Source organism: Paraburkholderia sp. (assembly GCF_050742655.1).
In the GTDB taxonomy this organism is placed as follows: Bacteria; Pseudomonadota; Gammaproteobacteria; order Burkholderiales; family Burkholderiaceae; genus Paraburkholderia.
This window is the reverse complement of sequence record NZ_JBOIGG010000002.1, coordinates 192573-209868: the sequence shown is the minus strand read 5'-3', so window position 1 is coordinate 209868 and position 17296 is coordinate 192573. Positions and strand designations below refer to the sequence as shown.

General features: G+C 65.4%; 15 protein-coding genes. 9 read left to right on the top strand and 6 right to left on the bottom strand.

What is annotated here, in order from left to right; translation table 11 throughout:
• The first annotated feature begins 90 nt into the window (after nucleotides 1–90).
• The 4 genes from ACREXZ_RS03570 (at nucleotide 91) to ACREXZ_RS03555 (ending at nucleotide 3370) form a co-directional block, all read left to right on the top strand.
• A complete protein-coding gene (locus ACREXZ_RS03570; protein WP_431762653.1) occupies nucleotides 91–984 on the top strand; it encodes a class II aldolase/adducin family protein in 894 nt (297 codons plus the stop codon).
• Nucleotides 985–987: 3 nt separating this feature from the next.
• Nucleotides 988–1812: an SDR family oxidoreductase gene (locus ACREXZ_RS03565; RefSeq protein ID WP_431762652.1), complete on the top strand. Its 825-nt coding sequence runs from the start codon at nucleotides 988–990 to the stop codon at nucleotides 1810–1812.
• Nucleotides 1813–1919: 107 nt separating this feature from the next.
• Nucleotides 1920–2567 carry a histidine phosphatase family protein gene (locus tag ACREXZ_RS03560; RefSeq protein ID WP_431762651.1) on the top strand — a complete coding sequence of 216 codons (648 nt, stop codon included), beginning with the start codon at nucleotides 1920–1922 and terminating at the stop codon, nucleotides 2565–2567.
• Entirely contained in the window at nucleotides 2564–3370 is an 807-nt protein-coding gene (locus ACREXZ_RS03555) for a GNAT family N-acetyltransferase (protein WP_431762650.1), read from the top strand. Before ACREXZ_RS03560 ends, ACREXZ_RS03555 begins: the two co-directional genes overlap by 4 nt.
• A 74-nt stretch (nucleotides 3371–3444) precedes the next feature.
• Here the strand turns inward: ACREXZ_RS03555 and ACREXZ_RS03550 are convergent, their stop codons facing one another.
• The 6 genes from ACREXZ_RS03550 to ACREXZ_RS03525 form a co-directional block, all read right to left on the bottom strand.
• Nucleotides 3445–4569: a porin gene (locus tag ACREXZ_RS03550; RefSeq protein WP_431762649.1), complete on the bottom strand. Its 1125-nt coding sequence runs from the start codon at nucleotides 4567–4569 to the stop codon at nucleotides 3445–3447.
• A 119-nt stretch (nucleotides 4570–4688) separates the two neighbouring features.
• Entirely contained in the window at nucleotides 4689–5402 is a 714-nt protein-coding gene (locus tag ACREXZ_RS03545) for a response regulator (RefSeq protein WP_431762648.1), read from the bottom strand.
• Nucleotides 5399–6817, bottom strand: a complete 1419-nt coding sequence (locus tag ACREXZ_RS03540) for a sensor histidine kinase N-terminal domain-containing protein (RefSeq protein WP_431762962.1) — start codon at nucleotides 6815–6817, stop codon at nucleotides 5399–5401. The genes ACREXZ_RS03545 and ACREXZ_RS03540 overlap by 4 nt, the downstream gene beginning before the upstream one ends.
• A 326-nt stretch (nucleotides 6818–7143) precedes the next feature.
• Nucleotides 7144–7995 carry an AraC family transcriptional regulator gene (locus ACREXZ_RS03535; protein ID WP_431762647.1) on the bottom strand — a complete coding sequence of 284 codons (852 nt, stop codon included), beginning with the start codon at nucleotides 7993–7995 and terminating at the stop codon, nucleotides 7144–7146.
• A gap of 29 nt (nucleotides 7996–8024) precedes the next feature.
• Nucleotides 8025–8738: an alanyl-tRNA editing protein gene (locus tag ACREXZ_RS03530; RefSeq protein WP_431762646.1), complete on the bottom strand. Its 714-nt coding sequence runs from the start codon at nucleotides 8736–8738 to the stop codon at nucleotides 8025–8027.
• 130 nt (nucleotides 8739–8868) lie between these two features.
• Nucleotides 8869–9777, bottom strand: a complete 909-nt coding sequence (locus tag ACREXZ_RS03525; RefSeq protein WP_431762645.1) for a helix-turn-helix transcriptional regulator — start codon at nucleotides 9775–9777, stop codon at nucleotides 8869–8871.
• A gap of 300 nt (nucleotides 9778–10077) precedes the next feature.
• On the opposite strand from ACREXZ_RS03525, the gene ACREXZ_RS03520 reads away from it, so the two are divergent.
• From ACREXZ_RS03520 to sctD, 5 genes are all read left to right on the top strand, one after another.
• Nucleotides 10078–10962 carry an autoinducer binding domain-containing protein gene (locus tag ACREXZ_RS03520; protein WP_431762644.1) on the top strand — a complete coding sequence of 295 codons (885 nt, stop codon included), beginning with the start codon at nucleotides 10078–10080 and terminating at the stop codon, nucleotides 10960–10962.
• Between the two features lie 282 nt (nucleotides 10963–11244).
• Complete coding sequence (gene sctV / locus ACREXZ_RS03515) at nucleotides 11245–13458, top strand: type III secretion system export apparatus subunit SctV (protein WP_431762643.1); 2214 nt, start codon at nucleotides 11245–11247, stop codon at nucleotides 13456–13458.
• Nucleotides 13455–13733 carry a type III secretion system export apparatus subunit SctS gene (sctS, locus tag ACREXZ_RS03510; protein WP_431762642.1) on the top strand — a complete coding sequence of 93 codons (279 nt, stop codon included), beginning with the start codon at nucleotides 13455–13457 and terminating at the stop codon, nucleotides 13731–13733. The genes sctV and sctS overlap by 4 nt, the downstream gene beginning before the upstream one ends.
• A complete protein-coding gene (gene sctC, locus ACREXZ_RS03505) occupies nucleotides 13733–15793 on the top strand; it encodes a type III secretion system outer membrane ring subunit SctC (protein ID WP_431762641.1) in 2061 nt (686 codons plus the stop codon). The genes sctS and sctC overlap by 1 nt, the downstream gene beginning before the upstream one ends.
• Entirely contained in the window at nucleotides 15774–17252 is a 1479-nt protein-coding gene (gene sctD, locus ACREXZ_RS03500) for a type III secretion system inner membrane ring subunit SctD (protein ID WP_431762640.1), read from the top strand. Before sctC ends, sctD begins: the two co-directional genes overlap by 20 nt.
• Nucleotides 17253–17296 lie beyond the last annotated feature (44 nt).

Here is a 17296-nt window from a genome sequence, read left to right as displayed (position 1 = left end):
CCCTTTTTTATCCGCATTTATCTGCGTTTATTCGCGGCGATTGGAGGCAACGGTCGAGCGAAATCGACGAAACGAGCGTGCTATTTGTGTATGCTGGGTCGGCACCTGCAGCGTGCGGAGCGGGCGGCGCGATCGGCACGACCCACAACGACGTCCGCGCGGCGCCATTCAAAGGAGACAGAGATGAGTACGTTGCTTTCCGCGCAGGACAAGTACCGCAACGTCCCGCGCCCGCCGCAGTTCGCGACCCTCGCCGAAGAGCGGCTGCATCGCAGGCAGCGGCTCGCGGCGGCCTTCCGGCTGTTCTCGAAATTCGGTTTCGACGAGGGCGTCGCCGGTCACATCACCGCGCGCGATCCCGAGTTCACCGATACGTTCTGGGTCAATCCGTTCGGCGTGCATTTTAGCCAGGTCAACGTGTCGAACCTGATTCGCTGCGATCATCACGGCGACGTGGTGGAGGGCGATTACCCCGTCAACGCGGCCGCGTTCGCGATCCATTCGCGTGTGCATCAGACGCGCAGCGACGTGAACGCCGCTGCACATTCACACAGCACCTACGGCCGCGCGTGGTCGACGCTCGGCCGAACGCTCGATCCGCTGACGCAGGACGTCTGCGCGTTCTATCAGGACCACGCGCTGTACGACGATTTCGGCGGCGTCGCGGTCGAGCTGGACGAAGGGCAGCGCATTGCGAACGCGCTCGGCGCGCACAAGGCGGCGATCCTGCAGAACCACGGTCTGCTAACAGTCGGCCAGACCGTCGACGAAGCTGCATGGTGGTTCATCACGATGGAGCGTTCGTGCCAGGTGCAGTTGCTCGCGGAGGCCGCCGCCGCTCGCATCGGTAGCGCGCCCAAAACGATCTCCGATGCCGCCGCGCGGCAGTCGTACGCGATCATCGGATCGTCGCAGGCGGGCTGGTTTCAGTTCCAGCCGCTGTATGCACGCATCGTCAAGGAACAGCCAGACCTGCTGGACTGAACGATGGCCTCTTCTTCGTCCCCGTTCGCGGGCAGGATCGTGCTGATTACCGGTGCGTCCGATGGCATCGGTGCCGAACTCGCGCGACGGCTCGCGCAGCAGGGCGCGCGCATCGCGCTGGCGGCGCGCCGCATCGAACTGCTGCACGCACTCGCGCAACGCATCGCGAGCGAAACGCCAGGCGCCGACGTGATGGTGCTCAAGGTCGACGTCGCAGTGCGTGCCGAATGCGAGGCGATGGTGGCCGCGGTCACGGAGCGGTTCGGCGGACTCGACGTGCTCGTGAACAATGCGGGCGTGTCGGCGCACGGCTATTTCGAGCAGGTCACCGACATCGGCTACTACGAGCAGGTGATGCGCGTGAACTACTTCGGCGCGATGTGGTGTACGCACGCCGCGCTGCCGTGGCTGCGCCAAAGCCGCGGGCTGGTGGTCGCGGTGTCGAGCCTTGCCGGCAAGGTCGGCGTGCCGGGCCGCACCGCGTATTCGGCGAGCAAGTTCGCGCTGGCCGGTTTCTGCGAGGCGCTGCGCACCGAACTGAGTGGCAGCGGCGTCGACGTGTGCGTCGTGTACCCCGGCGTGGTAGCGACCGCGACGCGCGTGAACGGCTTCGGTCCCGACGGCCAGCCGCTCGGCGAGAGCCGGCTACGCGAGGACGACGCGATGTCGGTCGATACCTGCGTGCAGTTGATGCTGGACGGCATGATGCGGCGCAGGCGCGAAGTGGTGATGACCGCGAAAGGCAAGGTCGCACAGTGGCTCAAACTGATCGCGCCGTCGCTGGTGGACCGGATGGCGCTGAAGGCACTGAAGCAGACGGGGCATTGAGCGTATAGCACGTTCGCGAGGCATACTGTCGGCTATCGATGCGGACTGCACGGTCCGCTGCCCCACGTCACTTTCGTCATTCTCAACGACCCCCGCGTACTTCGATCATGGCCACGACCGATTCCAACACCGATACCCGCACCGGTACCCACGAGCTTGCCCATCCTTCCGAACACACCGAAATCTGGTTGATCCGGCACGGCGAAACCGAATGGAGCCTGTCCGGACAACACACAGGCCGCACCGACATCCCGTTGACCGAACACGGCCGCGAACAGGCGCGTTCGCTGCGCTCGGCGCTCGCCGCGCAACCGTTCGACCATGTGTTCACGAGCCCCCGCGTGCGGGCGCGCGAGACGTGTCGCGAAGCAGGGCTCGGCGACCATGCGCAGGTAGAGCCCGATCTCAGCGAATGGGACTACGGCATCTACGAGGGCCGCACGACGCACGACATCCGCTCGACCGAGCCCGACTGGGCGATCTGGCAATCGGCGATTCCGCAAGGCGAGAGCCGCGATCAGATCCAGGCGCGCGCGCTTGGGCTGATCGAGCGGCTGCTTCCGCTCGGTGGACGCATCGCGCTGTTTTCGCATGGCCACTTTCTGCGCGTGCTCGGTGGTTGCTGGGTCACGGAAACGGCGGCGTTCGGCGCGCATCTCTTTCTCGACACGGCGTCGGCGAGCGTGCTCGGTTTTGAGCGCGATACGCGCGCGATCCGGCAGTGGAACGTGCGCTATCCGGTGAACGCGGGGTGACGGGCGCATTCAAGTTACCCGAGAACCTCGGCCTCGCGACCGATCTGCTGCTGCACGCCGAAATCGGTGTGGTCGAACAGAGCGAGCCTTATATCGTCGCGCGCACGCCCGATGCACCCGAATACTTTTTCGGCAACATGCTCGTGCTGCCGGCACGACCTGCGAATAGCGATGTCGCCCAACTTGAAGAAGATTTCGCGCGACTCGTCGGCGCGCCGCCGCGCATCCTGCATCGCACGTTCGTGTGGGCGGAACAGGGCGATGATCCGGTGGATCTCACTGCGTTCGTGCAGCACGGTTACGACGCGACGGTGTGTCGCGTGCTGGTCGCGCAACCGGAGGATCTGCGCCGGGTGTCGACGAATGCAGCCGTGGCAGTACGGCCGCTGAATTCGAACGAGGACTGGGATGCGTGGGCGACGATGCTGCTCGCCGACATGGACGACCCCTCCGACGTTACGTCGATCCGTTACGTCGCATGGCAGCAGGCGGCTTACCGGACGCTCGTCTCGCGAGGGCTCGGCGACGAATGGGGCGCTTTTATCGACGGCGAACTGGCCGGCAGTCTCGGACTCTTTTTCATCGGCGGCATAGGGCGTTTCCAGTCGGTGCTGACCGGCGAGCCGTATCGGAATCGCGGTGTGTGCAAGACGCTCGTCAGCGAAGCGATCGCGCGCACCGCAGGCCGTGCGAATCGCCTCGTGATGGTCGCCGACGAGTCGCATCATGCGGGCACGATCTACGAGACGCTGGGGTTCCGGCGCCGGGACCGGATGGGGCGTGCCTGCCGCGAGCCGCAGTGAGGGCAGTGCGTTCGCGATACAGCGATACAGGCCGCACCACCTTTCCGGAAACCGGTGCGACCTGTCCACTCATCCTAGAACCGCGTCCTTACCCCCGTCGTCAACTCCAGCTGATTCTTCGCGCCGTACGTCGTCGAGACGACATAGCCTCCATGCAGCCGCATGTAGTCGCCCGCCACGTATAGCTCGGTGCGCCTCGACAGGTGATAGAACACCGATGCGTACAGCGTCTCCTTGTAGCCGCTGCCGGTGCCTGTGTCCGGATCGAAGACGAGGTTCGCGTTGGCCGTGCCGCCGTTGTCGTCGAAAGCGGCGTTCGTCGCGTGCATCTGCTGGTAGCCGATTTCGTAATCGAGCGGTCCCTTCGGCGAGAGCTTGAACGACACGGTCCACGCGTTGTCCGTACGCTTGCCGAGCGCGCCCTGGTCGCCGGTGTAGTGGAAGAAGCCGGCGTTCAGGCGCGCGATGTCGTAGGTGTAGTTGCCGCCGATCGAGTACGTCTTGTTGGTGAAGCCGTTGTTGTTGACGTGGTTGTAGAACGACGACAGGTTGAACGGCCCGCCGTTGTAGCCGAGCGCCGCTGTGTAGGTCGCGTTGTTGCCGAAGCTGGTGCGGTTGCCGAACGCATAGCCCGCGGCGGCGAAGATGCCGTTCTGGAACAGCTTCTTCCATACGATGCTGTTCTGATAACGGGTACCGGTCGCGCTGCCCGCGTAAAAGATCAACTGCTTGAAGTTGTTCGTGTTGGTCCAGCCGCCTTCTTCGGTGGTCAACGACGCACTGGTGTACGGGTCGCCGTAGATCGCCGCGGCGTCCCGTGCGACGGTGTCCTGAAAGCCGGCCGTGATCTTGCCGAGCACGGGGCTTTCGATGCCCACCCACGCGTCGCGGTCGAAGATCTGGCCGGGGTCTTCCATCGCGCCGTCGCTCACGCGGTATTCTGCTTCGAGCTTGAAGATCGCCTTGATGCCGCCGCCCAGGTCCTCCGCGCCCTTCATGCCGAAGCGGCTGCCGCTGAACCACGGCTCGCCGTTGATCCCCATCGAAATCGTATGGCCGCCTGTCGCGCTCGAATGGGTCTGGTAGGACACCGCGCTCAGGTCGATCAGGCCGTAGAGCTGCACGCTCGACTGCGCCTGCGCATGGCCCGCAGCCAGCGCGCCTGTGCCTGCCAGCAGCCACAGGTGGGTCTTTTTCATCATCGTCTCCTCCGCTTTGTTGAATTGATCCGACTTCGTTTCGAGCAGGAGCCCAAAGCATAGTCAGGCCAACCCTTCGCGCTTCTTTCGCGGCGGGCGGGGAAACCTCGGTACAAACACTAGACCGGCGCACCTCCTTCACCGGCCGCGGCGGCGCTACCGGCGGCGTCTTCACGGACGATGTAGCCGAGCCCGCGCAAGGTCATGATCCTGGCGGTCGAACCCGTGAGCTGCTTGCGCAGCCGGTGGATGTAGATGTCGATCGCGTCCGCGCTCGGTTCGTCGTCGATGCCGTAGACGGTCGCCATTAGCGCCGCTTTCGACACGGTCTTGCCCTGTCGCAGGATCAGCGCTTCGAGTACGGCATGTTCCCGACGGCGCAGCGGTAGCGGCGTGTCGTGCAGCACGAATTCGCGTGTGTCGAACGAGTAGAAGAGGTCGCCGCATACCAGATGGCGTCCCTTGTCGCAGGGCGCCTGGCGGCGGATCAGCGCCTTGATGCGCGCGACCAGTTCGCGGGCGTCGAACGGCTTGACGACATAGTCGTCGGCACCGGCCGAGAAGCAGGCCACCTTGTCTTCGGTCGAACCATGCGCGGTCAGCATCAGCACGGGCACGTCGTCGCGCCGGCGGCGCAGCCGCGCGAGCAGCTCCTTGCCGCTCGTGTCGGGCAGCCGCAGATCCAGCAATACGGCGTCGTAGTGCTGCAGCCTGAGCAGGGTTTCGGCGCGTTGCGCGTCCTCGGCCCAGTCCAGTACGAAATTCTCGATCTCCATCAGGTTCATCACCCAGCGCGCGAGATCGGCGTCGTCTTCCACCAGCAACAGTTTCATGCCGCTCTCCTCGAGTCCACGTCGAATGGTCCGCTGGCTGGCCCAGCCCGTCCTAGCCGCAAGTCGACACTCGCGATGAGGCCGACGCCGCCTTCGCCCGCGTCGAGCGAGATCGAGCCGCCTTGCCGATGCGCGATTTCGCGCACGATCGCAAGGCCGAGGCCCGTTCCTTCGGTTCCATTCGATACGCGGTAAAAACGTTCGAAGACCCGAGCGCGCGCATGCGCGGGAATGCCGGGTCCGTTGTCGATCACCTGCAGCCGTACGGCGGTCTCGCTGCGCCGCGCGACAACGGTTACGCATCCGCCGGGTTGCGTATAGCGCAGGGCGTTGTCGACCAGATTCGTGACGAGTGCGGTTGTCAGCGTTTCGTCGCCGCTGACGTACAGCGCGTCGTCGAGTTCGGCACCGAGGTCGATGTGACGCGACTGCGCGAACACGATCAGTTCTTCGAGCACGCTCGCGATCACCGCGACCAGATCGACACACCCACGCACCGCCGAAGGCGTGGCGGATTCGGCCTGCGCGAGCAGCAGCAGTTTGTCGGTGAGCCGGCTCATCCGCCGGCTGCTGCGCTGCATGCCCGCGAGCGCCTCGACGAGCGGCGCGTCGGCGGTGTTGCGCTGACGCGCGAACTGGATCTGCGCGTCGATCAGCGTAAGCGGCGTGCGCAGCTGGTGCGCGGCGTCCGAAATGAACTGACGCTGCACGGTGGCCTGCTCGCGCATTCGCGCGACGCACTGATTGATCGCATCGACGATCGGCCGCAATTCGAAGTGCAGACGGTCCGCCCGGATCGGTTCGAGCTGCGACGGATTGCGGCCCGCGACGTCGTCCTTCAGCTGCATCAGCGGACGCAGCTCGAACGTCAGACCGAGGTAGACGAACAGCATCGCGAGCAGCAGCGTCAGCACTTCGCCAAACAGGTGCGGACGCAGCAATTGACCGATCAGCGCGTCGCGCGATGCCTCGGTCTTCGCGACGATCACCGTGACCTGCTCGGTGCGCCCGGAGTCGTACAGGTCGCGCACGTAGGCAACCGCGCGCACGCTGCGACCATCGGCGAGCGTTGTGTCGTACGGCGTTGGAACATGGCTGGGCTTCCGCGGAAACGGCAGATCCGGCGTACCCGACAGCAGCCGGTGCCCGCCCGTCTCGACGCGATAGAAGACGTTGTCGCGCTCCTCCGATTCGAACAGCTCGAGCGCGGCCGGTGGAATCTGCACGCTGACGTCGCCATCTTCCCAGTCGATGTCCTCGCCGATGATCCGCGCCGACGACACGAGCGCATTGTCCTGCATGAGGTCGGCGGTGGTCTGCGCGGTGCGGTACGACATCATTCCCGACGCGCAGACGACGGCGGCAAGCGGCAGCAGGAGCCACCAGAGCAGCCGGTGGCGCAAGCTCACCGGCATGGCGGACTTCACGGGACTGGATCGGTGTCGCATCGGCGCTCTCTTTGTTGTTTGTAGCCGTTCATGCCGTCCGGTCGATCGCCGAAGCGTCGCCTCTTCGGCGAACCGACGGACGGGCAGGCATAGGGGATGCCACGGGCATTTTAGAAAGCGCGACCCTTCCATGGGCTTTCAGTCGACGTGCTTTTGCGCACGGCAAGGGTTTGTCCTGGCCATGCGAGGCATCGAGGCGGGCGGGTGCAGACGTGAATTCAGGACTTCATGCAAACCGCGGCGTTATGCCAGGTCAAACCCGGTCAAACCCCGTCAAGCCCCGTCAAGCCAGGTCAAAGCTCCGGCTTGAGCCGCGCATACGTGCCGGGCGTGATCCCGTAAGTGCGTTTGAACAGCCGGTTCAGTTGGCTCTGATCGTAGAAACCCGCGGCCACCGCGGCATCGGCGGGACTGTGACCGGCCGCGAGTAGCTGCTTCGCGTGGATCAGACGGACCTGGTTCGCGTACGCGTGCGGCGGCAGACCGTACTCGGCGCAGAAGCAGCGCATCAGATAGTAGCGGCTGAGATTGACGAGTGCGGCCAGCTCGTCGACCGGGATATCGCGTTCGCTGTGTGCCGCGATGTAGTCGCGCACGATCGCCATCTTTCGCGTCTCGTGGCCCACGGTATCGACGATGGGCTTCGGCTGGCCGTAGCGGCCGAACAGCATTCCCATCGCTGCCCACCAGTTCGCCTGACGCTCCATCATCGGTGTCGCGCCGTCGCGGTCGAGGCTTGCGTGTGCCTTGATCAGCAGAGCGGATAGCGCTTCGTCGCGATAGAGGCCGGGCGGGATGACGAGCGAACGGTCGTCGCGCGACTCGCCGCTGAAGACCGCACTCAACGCGGCGAGCCCCTGCATGTCGAGATAGATCGCGCGGTAGTGCCACGCGTTGTCTTCCCATACCTCGCCGCTGTGGTATTCGCCGGGACCGAAGACCCGCACCGTGCCTGGTCCGGACACGTCGCTGCCGGCGCGCGTGCGGCATTCGCCGGCGCCGCGCTCCGTCATCACGATGACGAGTTCGTCGTGCACGTGCCGCGAGAACTCGTACGCGCCGTAGCGTGCGGTAGCGAGGCACGCACCTTCGAGCGCGGCGTCGCGTGCGTACAGCACTTCGTGTTGCCGATTCCCGTTCCTCATGCGCGTTTTACCTCGTCGTGTCACACGCGTCAGACCAGCTCGATTCTCATGCGCCGGTTGCGGCGTCCCTTGTTCTCGATCTTCGTCACGCGCACCGGTCGAGACTGCGCGGTGTTCGTCAGATGCGTTCCGCCGCACGCCTGCCGGTCGAGCGTGCCGATCTCGACGATGCGGATCGTGCCGTCCGGCGTCGGCGGCGGCGCGACCGACAGACTGCGAATCAGCCCCGGCGTCGCTTTCGCATCGCTCAAGCGGAGATACGACGCACGCACTTCCATGCCCTGACGGATCACGTCGTTGAGCGGCGCTTCGAGCGCGCGCAGCGCATCGTTGGTCGCATCGGGCAGATCGAAGTCCATGCGCGCGATGCCGTCCGCGCCGATCTGCGCACCGGTCACGAGCGCGCCCTCGAACTGCTGATAGACGAGTGCGTTCAGGATGTGGGTTGCCGTATGCAACTGCGCGACGGTCGAACGGCGTTCGGCGTCGATCGACACATGAACGCTGCCCGACAGTTCGAGCGGCGCATCGAGCAGATGCCAGTAGAGGCCGTTTTCAACGCTGATGCCGACGATTCTGGCGATTCCGTGCGCGTGGGTCAACGTCGCGGTATCGCAGACCTGACCGCCGCCGCCGGGATGCAGCGCGGAGCGGTCGAGCCGCACGGCGCCGGGTCGCGCATCGGTGACGGTCGCGTCGAACGCCAGCAGATCAGGCTGTTCGTGGCAGAGATAGTGTGGCATGTCGGGCCCTGTTCGCGTGGCGGTGAATATCCGCGCCACTGTAGGGCTGGGCCGGCGCGGCCGTCTTGGCGAAAAGTGCTGCCGCGCCTGAACGTCGGAATTGTCGGAATCGTCAGATCGGTCAGATCGGTCAGATCAATTCCATTTTCGACGTGAGGTACGTCAGCTCGATCCGGTTCGACACGCCGAAGCGCTTGCGCAGTTTGCGCAGGTGATAGTCGACGTTGTGCGCGCTGGTGTCGAGCCGCTTGCCGATCTCCTTGTCGGACGCGCCCTCGGCGATGCCGGTCAACAGCTTCTGTTCGAATGCAGTCAGACCGTTCACCGAATGTTCGCGCGCGGCCGCAATCAGTTTCGGGGAACTGAACTTATGCACCGACAAGCCGATCGACAGCACCTGCTCGATCGTGGTCGACGTGATCCAGTCGCGGTTCAGGCGCGGCGCGGTGAAGCTCATGAACGCATGCAGCCGTGTGCCGGGAATCGCCATCGAATACATGATGCCGCTGCACATGCCGTCGTCGCGCATCGTCTGCAGGAAATCGTCGAGTGTTTCACGCCTGGCCGGCAGCCCACTCTCGCGGCCGCCATACTGCTGACGCAGCTTGCGCAGGTCCCACACCATCGGCACGTTGCACATCCGCGCGCCGAAGGTGCGCGGGTCGACGTCGAAGTGGCAACGGTCCACGTAATCGCCGCGATAGGTCGCCGGCGTGAACGCGTCGTGCAGGAAGAGGCGCTGCACGCTCTCGTGCGTGAACTCGAGCGCGAAGTAAGCGAACGTCGAAAAGCCCATCAGATGCAGCAGGCTCGCGACGATGCGCGCACGCTCGGCTTCGCTCTGCGCGCTCGCCAGTATGTCGGCGACGCCGAGACGCGGCGCGTCTTTCTGGTCGACGGCGATCTGCTTCGCGTCGTTGTAGCGAACCACGGGAATCGAACGTATGCGGGGTTCGTTGTCGTGCGCGCAGAGCGACTCGCAGAGCTCCGCGAACGCATCGCCTTCAGCCGGACTTTCGCTTAACGCAAGGTCGTGCATGAGTAGGTCCTTGACGCAGCATTGCGGTATTTCACGTGAACGGTAGACGGCGGCGAGCCGTTGGTCGAAGACCGTTCACGCGCGAATACGTGGCAACAGGAATTGGAGCAACTGGAAGAAATCTTGAAGCCACATTAGAGCAGCGAGCGGTGTACATCTCGTCAATCGCTCGCGTAACATATCGTAATATCAAAGCGCGCGCTGACTCAAGCAGACTCGCCAGAAAAAGAAAAAATAGCAATAGACCAGCGGTATATCGGGGTTAGAGAAAAACACCAGGCAGAACAAAGGACCCCCCAAATGACCCCGTGTGAAGGCACGCCCGTAATCGACTGGTTTTCCTATGCCGACGTCCTCGCGCAGCGCATGGCGAATGCGGCGACGGCAGCCACGGTACCTCGCATGCCACGCGAACTTGCGTCGTCCGTGCGCAGTGATGGCGCGGTTATTACCACCTCGACTACCTCGCGCGACAACATCGGCAAATCCGACCCGTTCGAATTCGACCTCGACGACTGCCGGGCACAAATGCGCCGCGCGGGCTTTAGCACGCTCAACTACGGCGCGTTCGAAATGATCGGCCAGCGTGTGCTGCACGCCCATCTGCTGCGCGATCTGACGCCGGCCTCGTACGTCCAGCCTTACTTCGAAGGCCTGTGGTACGAAGCCGATCCGCGCTTCGCGAGCGTGTTGCAGAGCGGCTTTCCGGTCGCGTGGCAGCTCGATGGCATCGAGGAGGAAGCAGCGCGCACCGGCGATCGCCGCACGCGCGCGCTCGCCGCGTCGTTGCGCGCGCACGCGATGAACAGCGGCGTGATCTTCTCGCTGTCGGCACCGCAGCTCGAACTGCGCGTCGGTGTCGGGCTCGCGTCGGAGATGCACGACTCCAGCTGGATCGACGACCGCGTGACCGGCGCCGCGCTTGCTGTGAGCCTTGCCGTTCATCGCTTCGTGCAGCCGTTTCTCGAAGAGCGTGTGCGCAGTCGCCGCGCGATCACGCTCGAGCAGGAACAGGAAGCGGTACTCGAAAGGCTCGTGCAAGGTTTGTCGGATCAGGAAATCGCCGACGCGCTGCATCTGTCGCTGCACAAGGTCGGTTATCACATTCACGCACTCGAACGGATGTTTAACGTGCACAACCGGGCGCAACTCGCGTACCTCGCCGCGCGACGTGTGCGTGCTTAAAGACGTGAACGCATAGGGGATTTTTCACAGCATCGCGTCATGCGGCGTATTTCGTAGTCGCTCGCGCCACAGCCCGTCAAAGCACGTGGATCGCTACGAGGCAGCCCCCTTCATCAGCTGATTGGCCCCGCTACACTCGATCGCATTCGGATAACTAGCAGGCATCGGCTTCACTGCGCGCAGCGCGGGTCCGATGCACGCAGACCGGGCCGGCGCGTGGACCGCACGAGGCTGCCGGCCGGTCCCAAACAGCTTTCGCAAACAGGGAGCCGGTACTCGACGATGGCAGATCTGAAGGCGTTTCCGCGCGACTGGCGGCGGACGCTGTTCGCCGGTGCGAGCGTGTCCGGCGCCCGGCGCGCTGCTTCGCCGCGTGCCGACCTGTTCCTCGCGGCGTTCATCGTCTCGGTCGTTGCACTGTTCATCCTGCCGCTGCCGCAAGCGGCGCTCGACGGGATGATCTCGCTGAATCTCGCGATCAGCATCGTGCTGCTGACGGTGTCGACCTACGTGCCGTCCGCGGTCAGCTTCTCGTCGTTTCCGGCGCTGCTGCTGTTCACGACGCTGTTCCGTCTCGCGCTGAACATCGCGTCGTGCAAGCTGATTCTGCTGCACGCGAACGCGGGCCATGTGATCGACGCGTTCGGCCGGCTGGTGGTCGGCAACAACGTCGTCGTCGGCGGGGTGGTTTTTCTGGTGATCGCGGTCGTGCAGTTCATCGTGATCGCGAAGGGTTCGGAGCGGGTCGCCGAAGTCGGCGCGCGTTTTTCGCTCGACGCGATGCCCGGCAAGCAGATGAGCATCGACGCGGATCTGCGCGCGGGCATCATCAGCGCGGACGAAGCGCGCGAGCGGCGCGAAAAGCTCGAGCAGGAATCGCAGCTGCATGGCGCGATGGACGGCGCGATGAAGTTCGTCAAGGGCGACGCGATCGCGGGCCTGCTGATCGCGTTCATCAACATCGTCGCGGGCATCGCGGTCGGCACGCTGATGCACGACATGAGCATCGCCGAAGCGCTGCAGCGTTACGCGATCCTGACGGTCGGCGACGGGATGGCCTCGCAGATTCCGTCGCTGCTGGTGTCGATCGCGGCCGGCATCGTCACCACGCGCGTCGCGACACGCGATGCGCGGCAACGCCAGCTCGGCGAGCAACTAGGCGAACAGCTCGGCGCGCATCCCCGTGCGCTGCTGATCGCGGCGCTGGTGCTAGCCGGTTTTCTGGTCGTGCCGGGCTTTCCGGTCTGGTCGTTCGCGCTGATCTCGGCCGGGCTCGCGACGATCGCGATCCTGCAGATGAAGCGCCGCACCGTCGCGCCGTCGTTCAACCTGATCAACGTCGCGGGCCGCGCGGACGGCGTGCAGGGCGAAGGGCAGGCGGCGCGGGTCGCGCACGTGGCGGGCGTGACGTCGCTGATCGCGGTGACGCTTGCAGAAGACTTGCGCAGCACGCTGAATCTCGCGCAACTGCAGGCGGCGCTGTCGAACGCGAAAGCGCGTGTCGACGCCGATATCGGCACGGTGTTTCCGCGCATCACGCTGAACGACGACGAGCATGCGCCCGACGGCACGTACCGCGTCTATCTGCAGGACGTGCTCGCCGCGCACGGTGCGCTGAAGCCGGGCTGGCTGCTGTGGGACGGCGTGTCGCCAGTGCCGGAGCAGGCGGAGCGTCAGCCGGCCGAAGCGTTCGGTCCGTTCGCGACCGCGCTGTGGTTGAAGGGTGACATGAAGGCCGACACCGCGACGCAAACGGAAGGCAAGCACCTGACCTGCGAGGCCGCGCTCGCCGCTCACGTCGAGCAGATTGTGCGGCAGCACGCGGACGAACTGCTTGGCATCCAGGAGACGCAGGCGCTCGTGCATCTGGTGCGACGCGAGCATCCGGAGCTGGTCGGCGAACTGACGCGGCTCGTGCCGCTGCAACGCGTAACCGAAGTGCTGCGGCGGCTGCTCGCCGAGCAGGTGCCGATCCGCAATTTGCGGGTGATTTTCGAAAGCCTGATCACGTGGGCGCCGAACGAACCGGACGACGTGATCGCGCTGGTCGAACTGGTGCGCATCGACCTGCGCCGGATGATCACCGACCGCTACGCCGGCGCCACGCGGCAACTGCGCGTCGTGCTGTTCGAGCAGAACCTGCAGGAGCGCATCGAGAACGCGGTGATGCGCACGAAGCAGGGCAATTTCCTGGCGCTGCCGAGCGGCGTCAAGCAGGACATCTGCGAGCAGGTGCGCGCCATTGCGAATGCGGCGGGCGCGGCGCCTGGTCCGCACGGCAACGCGCGGCTCGCGGTGATGATCGCGCTCGGCGCGCGCCGCTACGCGAAGTCGATCCTGCAGCCGGTGCTGCCCGATCTGCCGGTGCTGTCGTATCAGGAGATCGAAGAGGACGTGCAGTTGCATACGATCGGCTGGGTGAAGAATCCGCCCGACGACGGCACGGTCGGCGCCGGCGCCGAAGTGCGCAATACAAGAACGGCAGCAACGTCATGACGAGCTCGACGATTCTCGATCTGACGCAGCAGGCGCTGATGCTCGTACTGCTGCTGTCGCTGCCGATCGTGCTGATCGCGACCGCGACGGGGCTCGTCGTGGCGATCCTGCAGGCGGTGACGCAGGTGCAGGACGCGAACATCGGCATCGCCGTGCGGCTGATTGCCGTGATGGTCGCGCTGGTGGTGTTGTCCGGGTGGCTGGGGAGCGAGGTGCTGCGTTTCGCGCAGCAAGCGCTGACACGATTGTTCGTTTCTTCAACGGGTATGCTCTGATGCGCCGACGTGCGGTAACGCTTCGATTCGACAGACGGCGAGCCCAGCTCGCCGCGACGATGTTGTTCGCTGCGGCGCTGCTGTCGGCATCGCTGTTCACGCCGATCATGCATTCCGCGCGCGCGGCCGAACTGCGCTGGCGCAACCGGCCGTTCACGATCGTCGCGAACGGCCGCAAGATCGCGGACTTCATTCGCGAGCTCGCGTCGTCGCAGGGCATTACCGCAGTCGTCGATCCGAAGGTGGACGGGACGATCAGCGGCCGCTTCTCCGGCACGCCGCAGCAGACGCTCGACACCGTGTGCGCGACCTACGGCCTCACGTGGTACTACGACGGCTCGTTCCTGTACATCGATCCGGCCGATCAGTCGCAAAGCCAGGTCATTCCGATTCCGCCGAATTCGGCCGGCGAAATCAGCCGCGCGCTGCAGACGATGCAGATCGCCGACAAGCGCTTCTCGCTCGTCATCAACGACCGTTCGAACAGCATCTACGTATCGGGTCCGCGTCGCTACATCGAGCTCGTGCGGCAGGCGGTCAGCACGGTCGGCAATCCGGCATCGAACGGTCAGCTCGCGGACGTGCACGCATTCCGGTTGAAGTACGGCTGGGCATCGGACTTCACGGTGAACCGCTCGGGCAAGGAAGTGGTGATCCCGGGCGTCGCGACGATGCTCAAGCGGCTGTACGGCAGGGATAACACGCCCACGACCGCCGCGCCCGTGAACGCGACGCTCGGTTCGGCCGCGCGGCAGATGAAGCTCGGCTCCGGCGTGACGATTGCCGTGCCGCGGATCGAATTCCCCGACATCGCAGGCGGTCCCTCGGGTAACGGTGGCTACGGTGCGTCGGGCCTGTCCAGCGACGGCGCCGCGCTGCCGTTCTCTTCCGGTTCGGGCGGTGCCGACGTGCTGCCGCACATCGAGGCCGATCCGGCGATCAACGCGGTGCTCGTGCGCGATCTGCCGGAGAACATGTACCGCTATCAATCGTTGATCAGCGAACTCGACGTGCGGCCGCGCATCGTCGAGATCAACGTGACGATCATCGACATCGACGATACGTCGCTCGACAGCCTCGGCATCGACTGGCGCCTGCATACGACGCACGGCGACATCCAGATCGGCAACGGCCAGAATCCGCTGAACGGCAACACGCAGTACGGCACCAGCGGCAACCCTCCGCTCACGTTCGGTGTCGGCACGACCGAGCAGGGCCAGACGGGCACGTTCGCGCCGACCGGTATCGCGCTCACCGCATCGATCGGCGGCTCGCTGCGCGACTATCTGCTGACGCGCGTGAACGCGCTCGCGCAGACCGGCAAGGCGGAACTGCATTCGAAGCCTAAGGTGCTCGCGCTCGACAACACCGAGGCGATCCTCGAGAACCTCACGCAGTTCTACGTACAGGTGAACGGCTTCCAGGATTCGTCGCTGTACAGCGTGACGACCGGCACGAGCATCAAGGTCACGCCGATGATCGTCGACGACAGCGCGACGCAAGCGGTGAACGCGACTCCCGAGAGCGTGATGATGTCGATCGACATCCAGGACGGCAACATCGTGCAGGGCCAGGCGGTGTCGAACATTCCGGTGATCCAGCAGCGCAACATCGTCACGAAGACCATGATCGACGAAGGCCGCAGCCTGCTGATCGCCGGTTTCAACGACGACCAGGTGCAGCTCAACAAGAGCGGCGTGCCGTGGCTCTCCGACATCCCGCTGATCGGCAACCTGTTCAAGTACACCGACAAGACCGGCTCGCACATGGAGCGCTTCTATCTGCTGACGCCGCGTGTCGTCGAAACGGCGTCGATGTATGCGCCGGACGGCTCGCCGATCAATCCGGGGGCAGGCGCCGCGCCGGATTCGAACGGCCTCACGATGTACCGGCCGCCCGACAGCGACATCGCGATGCCGCTCACACCGACGCCGCTGCCCGGCACGCGCCTCGGCCCGGCGCCGCTGCCACCCCCGCCAAAAGGCCCAGCTTCCCCGTCCGCTGCGCCACCCGCAGTGACGCAGACCGGAACCACGGATCATGGCTACGAGCACCCTTGATCCGCACACGGCGCTGAACGGCGGCGCGTCGGCCCAGCCGCGCGACGCCGCGGTGTCGCCGTGGAATCTGTGCTTCCTGAGCGGCCCGATGTATGGCCGCACGATGTCGCTCGCGCGTGGCGCGAACTGGGTCGGCACCGCGGCCGACTGCGAAGTGATCCTGCCGGATCGCGAGATCGGCGCGAAGCAGGTGTGCCTGCAGGTCGGCGCGCTCGCAGTGACGGTGCAGAACTTTGGTGCGGCGAACGATACGACCGGCGGTGCACCGGTGCTGTTCAACGACGAACCGCTCGACGCCGCGCGCCGCTCGCTGACGCCGAACGATGTCGTCACCGTCGGCTCGATTCGCCTTGGCATCGCGCGCAACGCACAGGCGGCTGCCGCGTTGCCCGCCGAGAGCGAAAAGCCGCGAACCGATCGCAATTCCGCGTGGCCCGCATGGCTTGCCGATGCGATGCGGCGCGTCGGCAGCCGGCGCTTCGTGATCGTACTCGCCGCACTGTGGGTCGGCGTGCTGCTGGGTGCGTTGGGCTACGGGCTGGTCGCGTGGTCGGGCAGTCTGCCGTGGCAGCATGAATCGGCGCTGTCGCGCGTGCACCGGCTGCAGCAGGCACTGCGCATCTATCCGGAACTGAACGTCGCGCCACGCGACGACGGCGCGCTCGTCAGCGGCTACGTGAAGGATTCGGCGGAGCGCGACAAGGTCGCGCAGATCGTCGCGGGCGTCGACAACGCGGCGCTGGGTACCGTGTACGTCGTCGGCGATCTGCTCGCGACCGCGCAGACCTATTTCAGCGACACGCCGCTCACCGTGTCGTATCTCGGGCACGGCAAGATCGAACTGACCGGCGACGCGCCGCATGCGCAGATCGCACAGCGGATCCAGAACTACATGAAGGACGCGCGGCCCGCGCTCGAGGTCGTCGATCGTGTGCAGTACGCGGAGCCGGGTGCCGGTGCGACGCGCGCGGGGATGCTCGGCGGCACCGCGGGGATTCCGGAGATCGTCACGGTGTTCGCCGGCGACGGCGACCAGCGCTACATCGAGACCGCGGACGGCAGCCGCTATTTCGAGGGCTCGAAGATGAAGCACGGGCCAACCGTCGTGTCGATCGGTCCCGATGAAGTGGTGTTCGACAACGACGGACGCAAGGTGACGATGCCGCTCGGTGGTAGTTCGGCGGGTGCGCCAGTTGCTGCGTCTGATACGTCGGCGTCGGCCACGGTGGTCGCAAGCGGCGCGGCGACCGGCGTCGCGTTGCCGGTGTCGGGTGCGGCTGCGACCGTGACGGCGAATCCACCGACCGTTTCGGCAGGCAGCGCAACTACCGCAACTACCGCAGCAACCGCAGCAACCGCCGGTACGACACCGGGCGTCGCGAGCATGACCAGCGCCGCAGGCGCGAACGTCGCTGCGGCCTTCGGCGTACAGCAGTCGCAGCAGAAGCCGCAACCGTAGCGGCGCAACAGCATTCGCGCGCGGCGCTCCGGCGCCGTGCGCAA